Raw genomic sequence first — 17,406 nt, 5'->3', positions numbered from 1 at the left:
ACAGTGACCTTTTCCAATTTTGAATTATTGCGTTCAACCAAATTTTTGCTGAAGCTGTTAATATCCTTGGTAAGTCCAATGAAATAAGCATTGTCATTTGGCTGCAGACTATCATCACCGTGTGGAATAATCATACGCTGTCCCCTGAAAATCATGGCAGCAATTATAGTTTTTGGCATATCAAGGTCCTTCAATTTGATATTGGATAAGGAGGAGTCCTTTTTTACCTTTGTTTCAAACAGGCGCACCTGTCCATCAGCGAAATCCTCAATGTTCAGGGCAGCAGGAACCATGAGGATACGGTTGATTTCCATGGCCATTATCAGCTCAGGATTCAACATCAGGTCAATATCAAAATTTGATTTAAGATATTCCTTTGCCTCAGAAATAAACTGCATATCCCTGATTCTGGCTATTGTTCGTTTGATACCATGCTTTTTGGCCAGGATACAAGATACCATGTTCACCTCGTCGGTGGCAGTTACAGCAATTAATACATCAGCATCCCGTATATCATCATTATTCATGGTTATTGGACTGGATCCATTGGCAGTGACAGTCAGTACATCAAGAGAATCCTGTATGTTCTGCAGGCGGGCTGCGTTATTATCTACCACTACCACATCGTATTCTTCCTGGGAAAGGCGTTCAGCAATAGTGTAGCCTAGCTTTCCGGCACCTACTATAATAATCCGCATAATGGGACCTCCTAACATTCAAGGGCATTTTCAAGGTATATGATACTATTTTCAGAATAAAAAAACCATAAAAATATTGATTTATCAACTATTTGTGGTCCAAATCTGCTATACTGTATAGGTAAAGAAAAGGTAGGTAATAGGTCATATGATAAATAATCAGCGTGGAGCAATATTTACTTTTACGGCAGTTTTAATTCCTTTAATAATGGTGTTTACCGGGATAGTGATTGATTTTGGAAATTTATACCTTCATCACTCCCGACTGCAGAATGCAGCCGACTCGGCAGCCTTGGCCGGTGGCTATGCTTTTGTTGCCTCTGATGATGAGACATATAATCATCCAAATGCCAATGAGGCTGCGGGATCATATATTGACAAAAATCATCCTGATGCTGATAGCCTGGATTATTTGTACCAATCCAGGGAGTCAGCATCAAAGCTGATTTACTTTAGAGTCACCCTTAAGGAAAAAGTCCCATTATATTTTTTGAGGTATTTTCCGTACCTTGGTGATTATGTGGATATAAGTGCCATAGGTTGTTCCAGATTCAGACGGAATGATCAAAACGCAACTGGCAGTGGCAGCAGTCTTTTCAATAATCTGTTTACTGTGGGTGGTAGCTTTTACTCCATAAACGCCATTCAGAATTATGATAATTTTAATATCTACCAGACCAAAAATAACTGTTCTACATATGATGGTGACATGGTTTTTACAAATCAGAATGGCTATAATAGTGCTGCTGACAAAATTTATTTAAAATCAGGGGCCTTCGGGGCTGACGGCAACTCTTCCATCACTGTTAACCAGGCGAAGGAGCAGGGATATGTCAATACTATGAAATATGATAGCAGTATTGATATAACTTCGTATTATAACACAACGATAAAGTCACTGATGTCCTTGGATTCAACTTATAAAATAACTGATCAGAACATGCAAAACCTGAACAGTGATACACTTAATAACTTGAGCCAGCAGGGGGTAAATGTTATATATTCCAGTCTCCCTAATTTTAATATAAGCCTAAGTGATGCCATTGTAGGCAGCAGTAATGATCCATTGTATATCATCTGTGATAACATCAATAATTTCAATACCAGTGCCAATATGCTGAATGGGCGGCCAATTGTTTTTGTTTATACCGGCTATGGGAATATGTGGCTGAATTGCAATGGAGGAACTTTTACCGGTAATATCTATGCGCCATATGGTTCAGTCAGTGTCAATGATAACAGATATGATTTTTATGGCAGCATTGTGGTCGGACAGAACCTCAACCTGCAAAGTCAGGGCTATTACAGCCAGAAGAACTATACTGGACCTACAGATGATACAGGTAATACAGAAGTGCTGTTAGTTGATTACAAGCAAATAAGTTGGGAATAAAAATGTGCCAGATCACTCTTGCAGTGAGCTGGCACTTTTTATTTTATGACTGGAGTTATCATTCTTTTGGGTTGATATGGGTAAATCAGAGAGGTAAGTGCATTATCAGGGTCCAATTCCTGTCCTGATTCCGGAGGGCTTCCAGGCTGCCTGCAGGAAGCTCAATGACCCCATAGGCCCTTGGTGCTATGCTGAAGCCTGTCCATGGCTTTAGTCTGTGACCGGTTTTAATGATATTCATGCTTTTATCAAAAAAAAGTACATCAATGGGAAATCTCATAAACATCATATGAATACTGCTGCATGGGTATAATATCAGTCCCGTACCCGGTAGCAGGGTCCTGCGCCCCATAAGTCCAATAAATCTTTTTAGGAAGGTATCGGCCACTTCAGCAGCAAAATGCAGTGATGTGCCCGCAGAACTTTTTAAGCAGATATCAATCATATTGTACCTCAAAATTGTTTCATCAAGGTCAGGATAGCCGGCAGTAATACAACTACAAACAATGCCGGAAAAATGAAAAAGATTAAGGGAAAGAGCATTTTTATCGGTGCCTTGAGGGCCAATGCCTTGATGGATTGACGCCTGCGCTCCCGCATATTTTCAGCCTGTATGGTAAGCGTGTTGCTGATACTGGTTCCCAGGCGTTCAGACTGGATAATTGATGTTATAAAAAGGGATAATTCCGGCAGTTCACAGCGAAGGGTCATGTTTTTTAATGCGAATCGTCTTGGTGTGCCCATGCGCATATCATCCATTGTCTGTCTGAATTCATCTATCAGTGGGCCGGTCATTCGCTGAATAATTTTTTTGATGGCTGCCTCAAAGGTCAGGCCTGCCTGCACGCTGACACACATCAAATCAAGGAAATCAGGCAATTGCTGAAGCATGAGCTTTTTACGCTTCTCGGCCATGATATTGAGAATGATAAATGGCATTGCGGAGCCTGCTGCGCCTCCGATAAAGGTAAATGCAACTTTTTGCAGCATAACCAAATTATTATTGCTGCTGGTGTAATTATATGCGAGAAAAATTCCCAATCCCATAAAGATAAAGCTGATGGCAGAAAAAGCCCCGGGAGAAAGCAGGTGACTTTTCCCGGCAAGAATTAAATGGTGCTCTATTTCATTCTTTATGGCTTCTGGGGTGAAATGGTAGAAAAAATTCTCGACAGAATTCAACCATGGTTTTACGGTTCTTTCATATAATGGAGTATCCTTTGGAGAAGCTTCTGTCTTGCGCAGAAGCAGGTTGTTCATTCTGCTGGCATCTACTGTATTAAGCGTATTCAACGAGTTCAGCCTCTGTTTTAAAGTGGCCTTTGGCAGTAAATATTTTGCAATCAGCCACAAAAAAATGAGGAAGAGCAGACATGAAACCGATACTGCAAATAAAAAGGTTATAAACATCAGAAATCTCCTTTTGCCGTATCTATATTTTGGAACAAATCAGGTGGCAGCTCTACTCCGTTAGCATGGAATTTTTCCATAAAACTTGGAAGCAGTCCGGTGGAATTAAAATGTCCCTGTGCTTTTCCGGTATCATCAATGCCATCCATTTCATAGTAAAACAAATCCTGGGTTGTTATAATATCTCCCTCTAAATGCTGTACTTCAGTAATATGAGTTATTTTGCGGCTGCCGTCCTTAATTCTTCCCTGGTGTACTATCAGGTCGATGGCAGATGAAATTTGTTCCCGTATAGCACGGACCGGTAAATCAAAACCGGACATCAGGACCATTGTTTCCAATCTGCTGAGTACATCCCTTGGACTGTTGGCATGAGCAGTAGTCAGAGACCCATCATGACCTGTATTCATGGCCTGCAGCATATCCAGTGCTTCTCCGGAGCGTACTTCGCCGACAATTATTCTGTCGGGGCGCATACGAAGAGCATTACGAACCAGATCACGAATGGTAATTTGTCCTTTTCCTTCAATATTGGCCGGGCGTGATTCCAATGTGACCACATGGGGCTGTTGGAGTTGGAGCTCTGCAGCATCTTCTATGGTAACAATGCGTTCATTGCTGGGAATAAATGAAGAAAGGGCATTTAGTGTAGTGGTTTTTCCCGAACCGGTACCACCTGATACCAGAATATTTATGCGAGCATTGACACATAGTTGGAGAAAAGAAGCCATTTTCCGGTTTAATGTGCCAAAATTAATCAGATTATCAAAGGTAAGGGGGGTACGGGAAAACTTTCGGATAGTGAGCACAGGTCCCACCAAGGATAGGGGAGGGATGATTATATTTACTCGGGAACCATCATCCAGACGGGCATCTACCAGGGGTGATGCTTCATCAATTCGCCTGCCAAGAGGGGATAAGATTCGCTCTATTATATTCATCAGGTGCTCGTTATCATGAAAATGTATATCCGTAAGGGTCAACTTGCCCAGTCGCTCCACAAAAATCTTTTTAGCCCCATTAACCATTATTTCAGTAATGGAATCGTCCTTAAGGAGACTTTCCAATGGTCCAAGGCCAAGCATTTCATCGCGAAGTTCATTTACTATTTTTACGCGTTCACCACGGGGAATAGCAAAGGGATTTTCATCCATGACCTTTTGCACATAGGAGTCGATTATCCGTTCAATTTCAGCAATATCCTGATTTTTAGATGATAAAACCATCTGTTCTGCAGGGGTCATTTCTGCAACAATGCGCTGATGAATCTGAAGCTTGGTTTTATGGTAGGAATTGTCAATTGGCTCTGCGGATCTGGACGCAAATATTCTTACCTGAATATTAAGTTGATTTGGTCGGCCTAATCTATCCAGAAGTGACAAATGAAATTCCCCCTTTCACCATTAATTATCCTTGTCCGGACTGTACATGATATATTCCATAGTTATTGCATCAGCAGTATAACTGCTGGAAAATCCATTAAGCAGACGGGCAATATATGACTGGGAGGTATTGTATGTTGCGGTTGCTGTTACAATAACCTCGTGTCGTGTATTATCATGTTTGATGGTGAGATACTTATTATTGGTACCGGTGGTACGGTCTGGCTCCCATTTGTATAAATCACTTTTTAAAACAGCATATTGTGTGTTGTTAATAATGATATTCGGATATTCATCCTCTGTATCAGCCAGTGAAGCCTCATGGGCAACGCTTCTGACTGTATGATTCAGCATGAGATAATCTGAAAATGCAAAGCCTGTATATATAATGCCAAAAATAAACAAAAGAAAAAGAGGCATGATAATGGCGAATTCCACAATGGACTGTCCCCGTTGGAATTTCATACATCATGCCCCCTTATATTTTAAATAATAAATAATTGTCTGCCCTGATCAGTTATTGGAAGACTGAGTGCTCTGATCCTGGCTGCTACTGTTAGAAGTAGAATTTGTATTGGCGTTGTTAAGGGTGCTGGTTACATTGGAGAAAGTGGTCTTGATTGCTGAACCAATACCGTTGGAGGAGGTCATATATGCAGCGATACCTACTATAAATGCAAGTATGAGAGCATACTCAACCATTCCTTGACCCTTTTGAGCTAAATAACGCAGGCTGAAGTTTTTAAAGAATTTGGACATAAATAAATCTCCCTTCGAAAATAGGTTTGAATGTGTCTTTTGTACTACAAAATATATCGTACAAAAGTTAAGTGAAATTAACTGTCCTACATTATAAAATAAATTATTTAATTTGTATAGTGCTTTTTGCTCATTTTTATTGAAAATATAAAAAACTTAAATTACATATCAATATCGATGATTTTTCGAATAATTATAAACCCAATGAGCTCTAAAATTAAGGCGATAACTATAGCATAATAGCCAATTTCATTTTCAAAAAGAGGTCTCAGATAGTCCGGATTGACAATATAGATCAATGCACCCAGTGCCAATGGCAAAATAGCCAGTATAATGCCTGATAATCGTCCCTGAGCCGTGAGAGTCCTGATTTCCCGGCGCATTTTTATCCGATCGTTAATGGTAACACTTATGGTGTCTAAAATATGGGACAAATTACCCCCTATTTGCCGCTGTATGAGTACAGCGGTTACAACCAGCTCAAAGTCCTTGTTTTGTAGGCGTTGGGTCATATGTTCCAAGGCTGTTTCCAGAGGGACATTCAGATTGGTCTCCCGGATGAGTAATTCTACTTCACGGGAAGCAGGTGGATTCATTTCATTGCTTATATATTCCATGGCCTGCATAAAGCTGTATCCTGACCGCATGGCATCAGCAATCATTTTCAGCATATCACTAAGCTGATTTGAAAAGGCATTCTGACGCCGATGAATCCTGATTTTTAATATAATCACCCCAATTGCTATGCCACAGAATAAACCAATTATTATACTGAATACATCAAGGGTACAAAAGAAGAATATAATTGCTGTCAATAATCCCAGCAAACCAAGCAGTATTTGGAATTCTGTTCCCAAAAGTGGCCAATCAGCCTGTTGCATCTTCAGATCAAAATAATTATTTTTCTGAATCTCATGGGTCAGCCTGCCAATTTGGTGGAAGAGTTCAAGGGCTTTTTTTTGTATGGTGACTGTCAGTTTCCGGGAAGATACCGTTTCAGTACCATAATTTGAAAAAAACTCCATCCTTTGTCGAACTTTTTGGTTTTTGTTCCTTTTATATTTAAGAATAAACATTAATAGACCAAAAATGGCAAAGGAAGTAAGCAGGGAGATAATAATTTTAAAAATCATCTTCATCATCCTGTTTGTTCATTATTATTTTTTTTGCCAGAAAATTAATCCTTTGGGAAAGGATGCTATTTGGATTTAAATCCAGTGCCATATGACCATCATCTACAGCGTCGGAAATTTCGAGAAAAGCATTTGGGATGATTCCTTCTACAGGATAGCCGATGGCATCCGCCAATTGCTTTTGCGCTGTAATAGTGCAGGGCTCCACACGGGTAAGTAATGTCTTGACCCTTTTCTGGTAATCCGGCCAGCACTTGAAGATTTCCAGGGCCCGTTGAATGTGCTGTAGTTCATAACCCCCATTCAGCATGCTGACAATATAGGTGATATCAGACATTTCGGCAGCGGCAATGGAAGTAGGGTTAAATCCGGCAGGAACGTCAATAAGCAGATACTGAAAGAGATTTTTTGACATATTTATCAGGGACTCAAGGGCCGGAATACTGACCCTGTCTATGAGGCTGGGCTCTTTTGTGCCACAGAGGACAGATACATTCTTAACCAATGGAACATAGTATGAATTTAGTGAAACCGGGGACAAAAAATCAGTATCCCTGGCAGCTTCAACAATAGTGCTTTTCGGGGTAAGGTTGAAAAACAGGGCCATATCTCCAAACTGAAGATCGGCGTCAATAATACCAACAGTGCTGTTTGATCGTCTGGCAATAGCCATGGCCAGGTTCGCTATCAGGGTTGTTTTGCCGCTTTTCCCCTTTGGACTGAAAAAAGTAATTACCTTGGAGGTGGTATTGAATGTGCTGTTACTGAAGGAGGCGATGGCCTCAGTGAGGTCGTCACTGGAAAAAGGTTTTACCAGAAAGCACTTGGCACCGGCATTTACATAAAGGCTGGAGCTTTCTGCATGCCATTTTTCTCCGGTGCATATAATCGCTGCATTAGGAAAAACACGGCTGAACTCTTCCAATACGCGTATACTGTCCTGATGGTCCGCATCCAGCAGTATTACAGATGGCGTAAACACAATTCCCTGTCCCAGGGCTTCATTGGCATCCTGATACCGGGCCACCAGCTTGACATTTTCAGTATTGTTTATGATATTTGAGAGCTGTTCCAGCATCAGACGATTGCCTTCTACCAGCATGATATTATGCATCATCATAATGAAGGAACCTCCTTATCCAAAAAATTTAGAAATCCATGATGAGGATTTGTCTTTGTAGGTGGACATGTACCCTTTGTTGGTGTATTTTGATACCAGTGACTGCAAGGCCCGGGTAAGGTCGCTTTTTTGATCGCTTAATACCAATGGAATACCTGTTGCTATGGATTGTCTTGCCGATTCAAAATCATTGGGAAGTATATGATAAAAATTGTCGCCCAGAATTCTTACTACATCCTGTAAATCAATACGGGTTTTGGCGTCACTGCGGTTCAACACAAGACGAATTTTATTGGCATCATAATTCAGGGTATTAAGGGTGTCATTGCCAATTTTCATGTTTTTTATCGTAGGAATAAAATCGACTATCCCCAGAAATGTTACTATTGTACTGATATCCAATAATGCCAGGTTCAATACACTGAACATGGAAGTAGTGTCAATGATTATATAATCATATTGGCTACGCAGCTTTTTTATTACATCAATTATGGAATCAGGCTCAAGGGTATACGCTTCTTCCAGTTTTTGGGGAGCCGGTATTACCTGAAAGGATATATTGTTATAGGTGTAGGTGGCCAGCAATGGTGTCAAAGGGTGACTGCTGTTGGTTTTCATTGTGTCACACAGGGTTGTAATGCTGTAATCTGTGTTCAGCTGCAGATAGTTTTTTACATCACCGAACTGCAGGTCAAAATCAGCCAGGCATACACTATAGCCTTCGCGGGCCAATTCTGAAGCCATGTTGATGCCGATAAGGGTTTTTCCCACGGCAGAGGATGTACTGAAAAATGTAATAATTGCACCATCTATTTGTGACTCATTCATTTGTCTGTCTCCTGCTTATTAGGGTTGATTTTCTTCATGGCATTGTAATTGTTTCTGGCTTCCTCAATTTCATTAATCATCCTGTCAGAGGCCTTTATGTCATTATTACTGTCTACGATAGTTGGTGTAATCAGGATGATCAGCTCGTGCTTATCCTTGCTGGTGCTTGTATTCTTGAAGAATTCACCAATTATAGGAATGCTACTGAGGATAGGTATCTTGCTGACAGTTTTGCTGTCACTGTTGTTCATCAGACCACCAATGGCCATGGTGTGACCGTCAGGAATGTTGATGCTGGTTGAAGCCTTACGGGAAATAAGGGCAGGAATTTTGCCGGCTGTAGTTGAAACGGCATTGGCACTGTCCAAGGAACTGATTTCTGCCACCACCTTGGTAGTAATTTTCAGGTCAGGGGTAGCTGTTGGTTGGATATGGAGTTTTATACCATATTCACGCCATGTAACAGAAATGTCTCCCTGTTTGCTGGTAGGAATTGGAATTTCTCCACCGATAAGAATTTCAGCTTCTTTGCCGCTAAGGGCTGTAATGTTAGGCCTGGATAAAATCTTGGCCTTTCCATCCTGAATTAATGCATTCAGCTTGAAATTGATATTGTTATAGAATTTTGAGCCATATTCCTTGTAATCCTGGCCACCATAAAAGCTGCCAAAGGTAATGCCACTGAAATCAAGAGAGCTGTTTCCTATTGCTCCGGTTGATCCGGTGATAATTCCAATGTCACGGGCATCAGAGGTGGTAATATCTATGACCAGTGCGGCCAGGTTGATCTGGACAGGATCGCTCATTTCCAGCAGGTTAATGACCTGATCCTTGTTTTCTACAAACAGGGATGCGATATTCTGTGCCTGTTCCTTTTCATACTGGTTAACTACTGTGCCCTGAAGAAGAATTTTGCCATCGACTTTTTCCACAGAGACACCTGGAATGTTAATGGCTTTTTTTATGGTATTTGCAGAATTTGAATCTGTAGCAGCTACACAAACCGTAATCTGTTGCAGGGTCCCGTCATTGAACCATACAGTCAGGCTGGTTGAGCCAGGCGATATGGCAATAATATTCAATGACTGATTATTGATGACACTAACATCTGCAATTTTTGGATTGACCACAGCAACGCGTATAATATCTGAGGCATCAGGGTTGGAATAGAAATAAGACTGATTTACCTCTAATTCAAGGGACTGAATCTGAGCTTCTGTCATAGAAGGCGGAAGCAAAAGAAATATTGCAGTAATCAATATTAAGATATTCAAATGCCAGGAATATATTTTTGTTATCATTTTAATTACCTTCTCTTGTTACGGTTGTACCACGAATTATCTCAATGTTTCCGTATGTTTTAGCTGGTTTGGGCTGCTCGGCGGGGATTGAAGGAGCCGGTGGAGTATATGAAGGTTGTGGCTGTACCGGTTTTACAGGTGCAGATGCCTGTGGAGCAGTATGATTATTCAACTTAGAGTATTCAGTAAATGCACTGAAGGTATTTCTTGGTTTATATGGCCTTAATACCAGATATAAGGTACCTGCATTGGCATTTGTCAAAAGCTTCAGGGCATCCTTTGGGGTGACGGCCAGGGTGGCTGTTGCCGGAGCCTGAATAGCGGAAATGCCTCCCCCGGTATTGCCGGGAGGAGTATTTTTCCCTGTATCGCCGTTTTGGGCTGCACCCTTGTTGTTATCACCCTCACTTAAAGGCGTTTTGTTGATGGCCAGAAGGAGAACATTCTGCAAAATTATATTGCTGGATACGCGTTTGTCATTATTACTGCCGGTTATAACCATGATATCAACATAATCTCCGGGCCGGGCAAATCCTGCAACTCCGGTTACATCATTGATGGCTATGGAAACAGCCCTGCAATCTGGTGGGATCCAGCCTGTAAATCCAGCCATCTTTATATCCATGAGAACCTTTTTGGCGGTAATGATATCATCCTTGTAAATCTGATTTTCTGCTGGTTTTCCAACGATTTCGGAGGCATTGGTTATGGCACCATCCGGGACTAGGTCCTTGGGAACTGCTACGGACTTTACCATATTGGACTGAATCAAAGTCCTCGGAGGAATATCCTGGGCGGCGGCTATTACCTGTATGGTTTCCCTGTTGTCGTTCTGCTTCGTAGAAGATGAATCGCTTCCCAGGTAAAGAAATACCATAAGGCCTAATAAAAGACTGACAATAGCCGATGCTATGATCCAATACCTGTAGTTTATGTTTTCAATAAAGCTGGAAATGTTTTGAAAAAAAGATGATTTCATGTGAATACCTGCCCTTGCAGTTAATTTTTATTTACTAACTATGATATCATATAATTATACTAGCGTTGTCAAATTATGGTAAATTATTTTTCAGTTTTTGTAAGATTATTGTTTATCAGGAATGTCGATATGGTGTTTAATCTTATTAGCTTCATAACAAGTGTAAGATGGCCCCTTCCTCTTTAGGTGGGGGGAAGTAAATCATGATAAGGTTGATATAGGATAGAGGATGGAGATGGTCTGGTGGTGCAAATAGTAATATTGTGGGCATTATTTTTGTTTATGGCCGTGGGAATAAATAAAATCATGCTTTTCTGGACATATAAATTAGCGGAGGAAAATCAGGATGTGGCACTGTCCTTTGTAAGTTGTGAGAAGGGAATAAATAATGCTGTCCTGAAAATTATATCGACCAGTGTTCCGGTGCTGGCAGCAGGAGTTGCATGGTGGAGCAGCGGTTTTAGTGCCGGGTATACCTTCCAGACATATATACTGGCTGTGTTTATGATGCAGGTAGTTGTCAGCGACATGTTTTGGCAGCTGATCTTTGACAAACAGCTGATATTATTTCTGATTATAGGGATAATCCGGCTTCTTTTGCAGGGATATCCTATTGCTGACCATTTGGAAGCATCTGTTATAGGTGGAGGCCTGTTCTTGCTTTTGGCAGTACTGACCAGGGGTGGTTTCGGTGGCGGTGATGTTAAGCTGCTGGCCGTATTAGGGCTTTGGTTGGGCTGTGAGGACCTGCTTTCTACAGCTGTTATGGGAATAATATTGGGGGGATTGGCGGCCCTGTTTCTTTTGCTGACAAAAAGGTGCCATAAAAGAGATATGTTTCCCTATGGACCTTATTTTGCCCTCAGTGCTTTGATAGTTTCATTGTTTTGTTGAGTGCCTTCAGTTATTTAATGCCCCAGTATTTTTTTCAGTTCAGTCCAGTCCGGAAGCTTAGCTGCCTCCTGTAGCGCATTTAGCTTGTCAGAGTCATCCTTACTTAGTGCGTATCCATTTAATTCCTGTAGCATGTAAGTAAGGCTGTCATAATCGAAGGATTGAATGATTTCCTCCAGGGTTTGCCAGGCCTCGGTCAATTCTTCATCACTGATAGGTATCTTTTCTTCTTCAGTGGCAGTATCTTTTTGGATCAATGGTTTTAGTGCATTGATGTAATTCTGGCAGAGAGACAGCAGTATTGGAGTGTCTGTAGTCAGTTCATCCAGATATTTATTGTTTCCTGCATCCTCCAGACGGCGGGCCTTCTCTGACAGTTCTGTGCAGCCGGCAACCCGTGCGGTACTTTTCAGGGCATGGACTTTTGTGGTGTAGTTAAGGCAGTCCTTGGCCTCGAAAAATCTTTGAATTTCCCGGGAAGTACTTGGGAGAGATTCTGCAAATACCCTTAAAGCATCCAAATAAGCATTGACGCTGCCACAGTGCTTTATTCCAGCAGCCGTGTCCAATCCGGGAACTGATATAAGCCACTTCGGAAGCTGAATATTGGTGTCCGGGGTTTCTTCAAGGGCTTCAACTTGAGTGAGGACCTTTGATTCCGGCAAATAATCCATCAGGCATTGATCGAGTTTTCTGCTGTCTATAGGCTTTGTCATATAGGCATCAAAGCCGGCCTGTATATACATTTCAGCTGCTCCGGCAACTGCATTGGCAGTCAGTGCAACAATTGGGGTATGGATATTCGGACTGTCATTAAATTTTTTTAGTTCATTTAGAGTTTCGATACCATCCATTCCAGGCATCCTATGATCAAGGAAGATTAAATCATAGGATTTTTTTTGTGTAAGCTTTAGACACTCATAACCACTGACAGCTGTATCTACTTGTATTTTTGTGCGTTTTAGCAGGCCTTTTATTACCGTCAGATTCATTTCAGTGTCATCTACTACTAAAATATTTGCATCTGGTGCAATAAAGGTTTGCTGGTTATGTGAAGCATTGGCCTGGGACTGATGATAGGCCTCATTATAATCACCCATTGGAGCCCAGTTAATCACCTGTTGTTTCACAGTGAAATAGAAGCAGGAGCCTTCTCCATATGTACTGTCCACTTCCAGAGTGCTGCCCATCATGTTTAGCAGTCTTTGTGATATATTTATGCCCAAGCCTGTACCTTCAATAGTGCGGTTACGCTCTTCTTCAATTCTTTTAAAGGCCTCGAAAAGTTTTGAAATATCCTCCTTTTTAATGCCTATGCCTGTGTCAGTGACGGCAACCTTCAATGATATGTCCTTGTCAGTCAGTTTTTCCCATTTTATGGTAAGGGTAACAGTTCCCTCTGGGGTATATTTAACTGCATTGGTAAGTAAATTGGTAATTATCTGGCGGATTCGTAATTCATCTCCCACTAACATACATGGGAGGTCCGGGGCGGCATCGACATTGAAGGCAAGGTTCTTTTTAGCTGCCCGCAGGGAAATCATGTTTACCAAATCATTTAATAATGAGCTTGGAGCATATTCAGTAGGCAGTATTTCTAATTTGCCGGCTTCAATTTTGGAAAAATCCAGAACATCATTAATTAAATTAAGGAGTGTATTACCTGCAGAAGCGATATTTTGGGCATATTCAAGAATAGTTGGATCAGTTGCCTCCCGTAGAATCATTTCATCCATTCCCAATATGGCATTTATAGGGGTGCGAATTTCATGGCTCATATTGGACAGGAAATCGCTTTTTGCCTGATTGGCGGCATCAGCCGTTTTGGCCATAATCTTTAATTCCTCATTGGATTGCGTTAGTTCCTGTGCCATCGCATCCAAAAATGTAGCCATGCGGTTTGCCAAAGGTATAATGTTATATGTATCCATGGTCTGCACCGGGATATTGCAGCTGTCCGGATTTTTGATAGGACCTTCCCGGAAGCCTACTGAAATCAACGCACAGTTTAAAATGCCACCCTTTCCTTGGTGGTGGTAGATTTCAGCGGAGCCATAATTTGATACCAACTCTGGAGCAAATTCACGGTAATAATCCAATTCCTTGTTGGCAAGTTCCTGTAAAAACAGTACCCGGCTGGAACAGACTGATAAGAAAATGCCATCAGGAGCAAAGCTGCACATCCTTCGGCTGATACGGGCTGTTTCCTGGATCATTTCATTGTGGACACCATAGGTGAGTCGGATGGTTTCACCATCATAGACATCGCCATTGAAATATAATCGTTTTTGGTCATCATGCCCGATAGGTACCCAGGCAATCAGACAACCGTTTCGTTCTACGGCCAACGGAAATTCTGCTATGTTAAATACAAAATTATCATCCGGGAGTACATTCAAATAATGATGATATATTTCTGTTGCCGGCATATCATTTAGTTTTGTGATACAATTTATGGCAGCAGTTTTTGTTATGGTCAGTGCCTTGCCAAGAGGCTTCCAGCCCAGCACATAATCACCATGTACATCTAGTTCTGAACCGTAAAAAATAACCATAACTATCCCATGATTATATAATTGATTGCCTATGACAAAGGGCTTGTGATAATCCTTGAGATTCAGCAGGGCCAAATTCTTCTGGTTTGTTGGAATGTCAGTGATATTCTTAAACACATTTGTTGCCGAACCAAAGAATAAAAGATGGTCATTCTCCTTTGTCAGCCTGTTGAAAAAATGAATGAATTCCGGGTTCATACAGCTGCAGTATACACCCACTGCCTTGGCATCCGGACAGGCAGCTATCTCCTTTGACACATTGGAACTCCAGGTAACATCATCCTTTGAACATTCGTCATAAGTCAGCAGCTTTATTTTGGCCTGTTGGAAGTAATTGACACTCATGACCATATAGCTGTTTTTTGTTTTTTGGAAAAATATTATTTCCGAAATACCGGTTAATACAGCCTGTGGCAAAACTGAATGTATGCATTTCTGTACCTTATCAAGTAATTCGTGGTCAAGACTGTAGCAGATAAGATGAATATACAACGAAGAACCACCAATGGAATCAAAAGTGGCTTTTATATCCTGTACTGTCCGGGAAAAATCCTGCCATTTCTCTGGCTCCCCATCGTAGTTTTTAAAAAAAATATATTTTTTTTGCAGCATAAGTATTTCTCCTTAGGATATGGAAACACAGTCATTGACAAATATGGGCATGATTTTTGGTATAGTTATCCTGGATTACAGTACATTGGAGTCGTGCAGCTTTTTATATTTTTGTTTATCGAAAAATTCATCAACAGCTCCTATGAGCTGCAAGCGGTCCAGGCTTTTTAGCAGATATCCGTCAGGCTTTAGGGCCAACACCTTCATGACGCTTTCCGGATCATCCTTCCCGGTGAGAAATATCACAGGAATGGAATCTACCTTTGATTCGCTCCTGATCATTTCCAGCACTTGTGGGCCGGAGGTAACAGGCATTTCATAATCCAACAGGATTAAATCAGGTGTGTTATCAGCGATGTACATCAGGGCCTGGGTGCCTGAAGTTACTATCGTCACCCGATATTTAGTGGATAGCCAATCCTTGACCATCTTCAGAAAGGTGCCGTCATCATCAACCAGGAGGATGCTTTTGCGACGGGCCAGATCATCATTGGCCTTCAGCAACCAATCCGCCTGTGCCACCATTTTCTTCATATCAAATGGTCGCTCAAAGGTTGAGGCTATTAAGGCGGCAGGGATAGTACCCTGTGCTGTTTTGATTTCTGAAGCAGTGCCGATTACCATGAGGAGCTTGTCCTCCTCAGTGCAGATATCCTTCAGATAAACCAGGGCGTTGGTAATGTCATCCACATAATCGCCAAGATACAATAAAATCAGGTCAACATTATCCTTGTGCTGTTTTATTTCATCTATTGTGGGTTGGACCTCTACAACCTGGTAGTTGTCCTCGATTAGATTTTTAGTGATAGTTCCTACCATAAAGGATTTTCCCTTATGTACCAAAAGAATTGTTTTCATCATGTTTTTCCCTTTCTGTTTGAGGCAAATTAACGCTAATTATTTTTTTATATTCTAGAAATCCTTTTATAATTCCTGCAAAAATCCCCCATCTGTTGGATGGGGGAGGAGAATTTACATATGTTATTGTCTATTGGACAGATCCTGAAATTTTGTGAATTGCTTCTGGAAGACCAGTTTTACCGTATCAACAGGGCCGTTACGATGTTTTGCTACGATGATTTCGGTTATATTTTTGTTTATGGTTTCTGGATCGTAGTAATCCTCGCGGTATAGGAACATTACAATGTCAGCATCCTGCTCCAGTGATCCTGATTCACGCAAATCACTCAGCATAGGACGCTTTACCTGGCGGCTTTCTACACTGCGGCTTAGCTGTGATAAGGCGATTACCGGGACATTCAGTTCCCTGGCCACGGCCTTTAGGGAACGGGAAATCTCAGAGATTTCCTGTTGTCGGTTATCATTGCCCCCCTTGCCGGTTCTTCCCTGCATGAGCTGTAAATAATCTATTATAATCAGGTCAAGGCCATGTTCGGCCTTTAAGCGACGAGCCTTGGAGCGAAGCTCAGTAATGGTGATGCCTGCAGTATCATCAATATATATAGGAGCTGATGATACTTTGTCGGCAGTATTCATCAGCTTTGCCCAGTCCTGTTCATTCAGGTCACCATTTTTCAGCTTTTGTGAATCAATGCCACCCTCTGAACAGAGCATACGCTGCACAAGCTGCTGTTTTGACATTTCCAGGGAGAAAAAGGCAACATTCTTCCTGGATTTTATGGCTACATTGGCAGCAATATTTAATGTAAAGGCCGTTTTTCCCATACTTGGGCGGGCTGCCACCAGAATCAGGTCAGATGCCTGTAACCCTGAGGTCAGGCTATCGAGATCCATAAAGCCGGAAGGAATGCCGGTCAGGCCTCCTTTTGATTCGTAGAGTACATTGATTTTATCGAATGTTTCAATGACAATCTCCTTCATAGGAGTAAAATCATTGACATTTTGCCGATGTGCGACCTCCATGATCATTTTTTCTGATTTATCAATGACATCCGTTACATCATCTGATGCTTCATATGCCATGCCGGCAATATCTGTTGCTGTATTGATAAGGTGCCTTAAATCGGCCTTTTCCCTTACGATATTGGCATGGTAGGTGACATTGGCTGCCGTGGGCACCATATTGGCCAAAGCAGTGACAAAGGTAATACCGCCCACCTTATCCAGGTTGTTGTCCTTATCCAGGTAATTGGTCACAGTAACAATATCTGCCGGTTCATTTTTGTTAAACAGTGCCAACATAGCTTTATATATTATTTTATGTGCATCGCGGTAGAAATCCTCAGGCTTCAGAATCTGGGAGACTTCAGCAATAGCATCCTTTTTTATTAGCATAGCCCCTAATACTGCCTGCTCGGCGTCAATATTTTGTGGGGGCATCCGATCTATGTTTTGCATGATAATTCTTCTCTCCATTTAGT

General features: G+C 41.5%; 16 protein-coding genes. 2 read left to right on the top strand and 14 right to left on the bottom strand.

Going from position 1 to position 17,406, the window contains the following annotated elements:
• The coding region (locus K6C05_RS09820; RefSeq protein ID WP_296734218.1) for an NAD-binding protein at positions 1-698 on the bottom strand (698 nt) is incomplete at its 3' end.
• Positions 699-846: 148 nt separating this feature from the next.
• On the opposite strand from K6C05_RS09820, the gene K6C05_RS09815 reads away from it, so the two are divergent.
• On the top strand, positions 847-2,091 hold the full coding sequence (locus K6C05_RS09815; RefSeq protein ID WP_296734216.1) for a Tad domain-containing protein: 1,245 nt from the start codon (positions 847-849) through the stop codon (positions 2,089-2,091).
• A gap of 85 nt (positions 2,092-2,176) precedes the next feature.
• Here K6C05_RS09815 and K6C05_RS09810 read toward each other — a convergent pair whose 3' ends face one another.
• From K6C05_RS09810 to cpaB, 10 genes are all read right to left on the bottom strand, one after another.
• Positions 2,177-2,536 (bottom strand): DUF192 domain-containing protein, encoded by a 360-nt coding sequence (locus tag K6C05_RS09810; RefSeq protein ID WP_296734215.1) that lies wholly within the window; start codon positions 2,534-2,536, stop codon positions 2,177-2,179.
• Between the two features lie 8 nt (positions 2,537-2,544).
• The gene (locus tag K6C05_RS09805) at positions 2,545-3,501 is read right to left on the bottom strand and encodes a type II secretion system F family protein (RefSeq protein ID WP_296734212.1); all 957 of its coding nucleotides are present in this window, start codon (positions 3,499-3,501) and stop codon (positions 2,545-2,547) included.
• Positions 3,501-4,883, bottom strand: coding sequence for a CpaF family protein (locus K6C05_RS09800; protein ID WP_296734210.1), 1,383 nt, complete (start codon positions 4,881-4,883; stop codon positions 3,501-3,503). Before K6C05_RS09800 ends, K6C05_RS09805 begins: the two co-directional genes overlap by 1 nt.
• Positions 4,884-4,904: 21 nt before the next feature.
• The gene (locus K6C05_RS09795) at positions 4,905-5,348 is read right to left on the bottom strand and encodes a TadE family protein (protein WP_296734209.1); all 444 of its coding nucleotides are present in this window, start codon (positions 5,346-5,348) and stop codon (positions 4,905-4,907) included.
• Between the two features lie 48 nt (positions 5,349-5,396).
• Positions 5,397-5,642, bottom strand: a complete 246-nt coding sequence (locus tag K6C05_RS09790; RefSeq protein WP_296734207.1) for a hypothetical protein — start codon at positions 5,640-5,642, stop codon at positions 5,397-5,399.
• A 161-nt stretch (positions 5,643-5,803) separates the two neighbouring features.
• Positions 5,804-6,667, bottom strand: a complete 864-nt coding sequence (locus tag K6C05_RS09785; RefSeq protein WP_296734204.1) for a type II secretion system F family protein — start codon at positions 6,665-6,667, stop codon at positions 5,804-5,806.
• 97 nt (positions 6,668-6,764) lie between these two features.
• Positions 6,765-7,895, bottom strand: coding sequence for a P-loop NTPase (locus tag K6C05_RS09780; RefSeq protein WP_296734202.1), 1,131 nt, complete (start codon positions 7,893-7,895; stop codon positions 6,765-6,767).
• Between the two features lie 15 nt (positions 7,896-7,910).
• Complete coding sequence (locus K6C05_RS09775) at positions 7,911-8,723, bottom strand: AAA family ATPase (protein WP_296734199.1); 813 nt, start codon at positions 8,721-8,723, stop codon at positions 7,911-7,913.
• Positions 8,720-10,024, bottom strand: coding sequence for a pilus assembly protein N-terminal domain-containing protein (locus K6C05_RS09770; RefSeq protein ID WP_296734197.1), 1,305 nt, complete (start codon positions 10,022-10,024; stop codon positions 8,720-8,722). The genes K6C05_RS09775 and K6C05_RS09770 overlap by 4 nt, the downstream gene beginning before the upstream one ends.
• 1 nt (position 10,025) lies before the next feature.
• On the bottom strand, positions 10,026-11,003 hold the full coding sequence (gene cpaB / locus K6C05_RS09765; RefSeq protein WP_296734194.1) for a Flp pilus assembly protein CpaB: 978 nt from the start codon (positions 11,001-11,003) through the stop codon (positions 10,026-10,028).
• Between the two features lie 243 nt (positions 11,004-11,246).
• On the opposite strand from cpaB, the gene K6C05_RS09760 reads away from it, so the two are divergent.
• Complete coding sequence (locus K6C05_RS09760) at positions 11,247-11,897, top strand: prepilin peptidase (protein ID WP_296734193.1); 651 nt, start codon at positions 11,247-11,249, stop codon at positions 11,895-11,897.
• 14 nt (positions 11,898-11,911) lie between these two features.
• Here the strand turns inward: K6C05_RS09760 and K6C05_RS09755 are convergent, their stop codons facing one another.
• The 3 genes from K6C05_RS09755 to dnaB all read right to left on the bottom strand — a co-directional run bounded on the left by K6C05_RS09755 (position 11,912) and on the right by dnaB (position 17,383).
• On the bottom strand, positions 11,912-15,064 hold the full coding sequence (locus K6C05_RS09755; protein WP_296734191.1) for an ATP-binding protein: 3,153 nt from the start codon (positions 15,062-15,064) through the stop codon (positions 11,912-11,914).
• 75 nt (positions 15,065-15,139) lie between these two features.
• Positions 15,140-15,925, bottom strand: a complete 786-nt coding sequence (locus K6C05_RS09750) for a response regulator (protein WP_296734190.1) — start codon at positions 15,923-15,925, stop codon at positions 15,140-15,142.
• Positions 15,926-16,045: 120 nt separating this feature from the next.
• A complete protein-coding gene (dnaB, locus tag K6C05_RS09745; RefSeq protein ID WP_296734188.1) occupies positions 16,046-17,383 on the bottom strand; it encodes a replicative DNA helicase in 1,338 nt (445 codons plus the stop codon).
• Between the last annotated feature and the right edge of the window lie 23 nt (positions 17,384-17,406).

Origin of the sequence: Anaerovibrio sp., assembly GCF_024697385.1 — a bacterium.
Classification (GTDB): Bacteria; Bacillota; Negativicutes; order Selenomonadales; family Selenomonadaceae; genus Anaerovibrio.
Note: the sequence above shows the minus strand (reverse complement) of the source record. Positions and strands in the feature narration are given on the sequence as shown.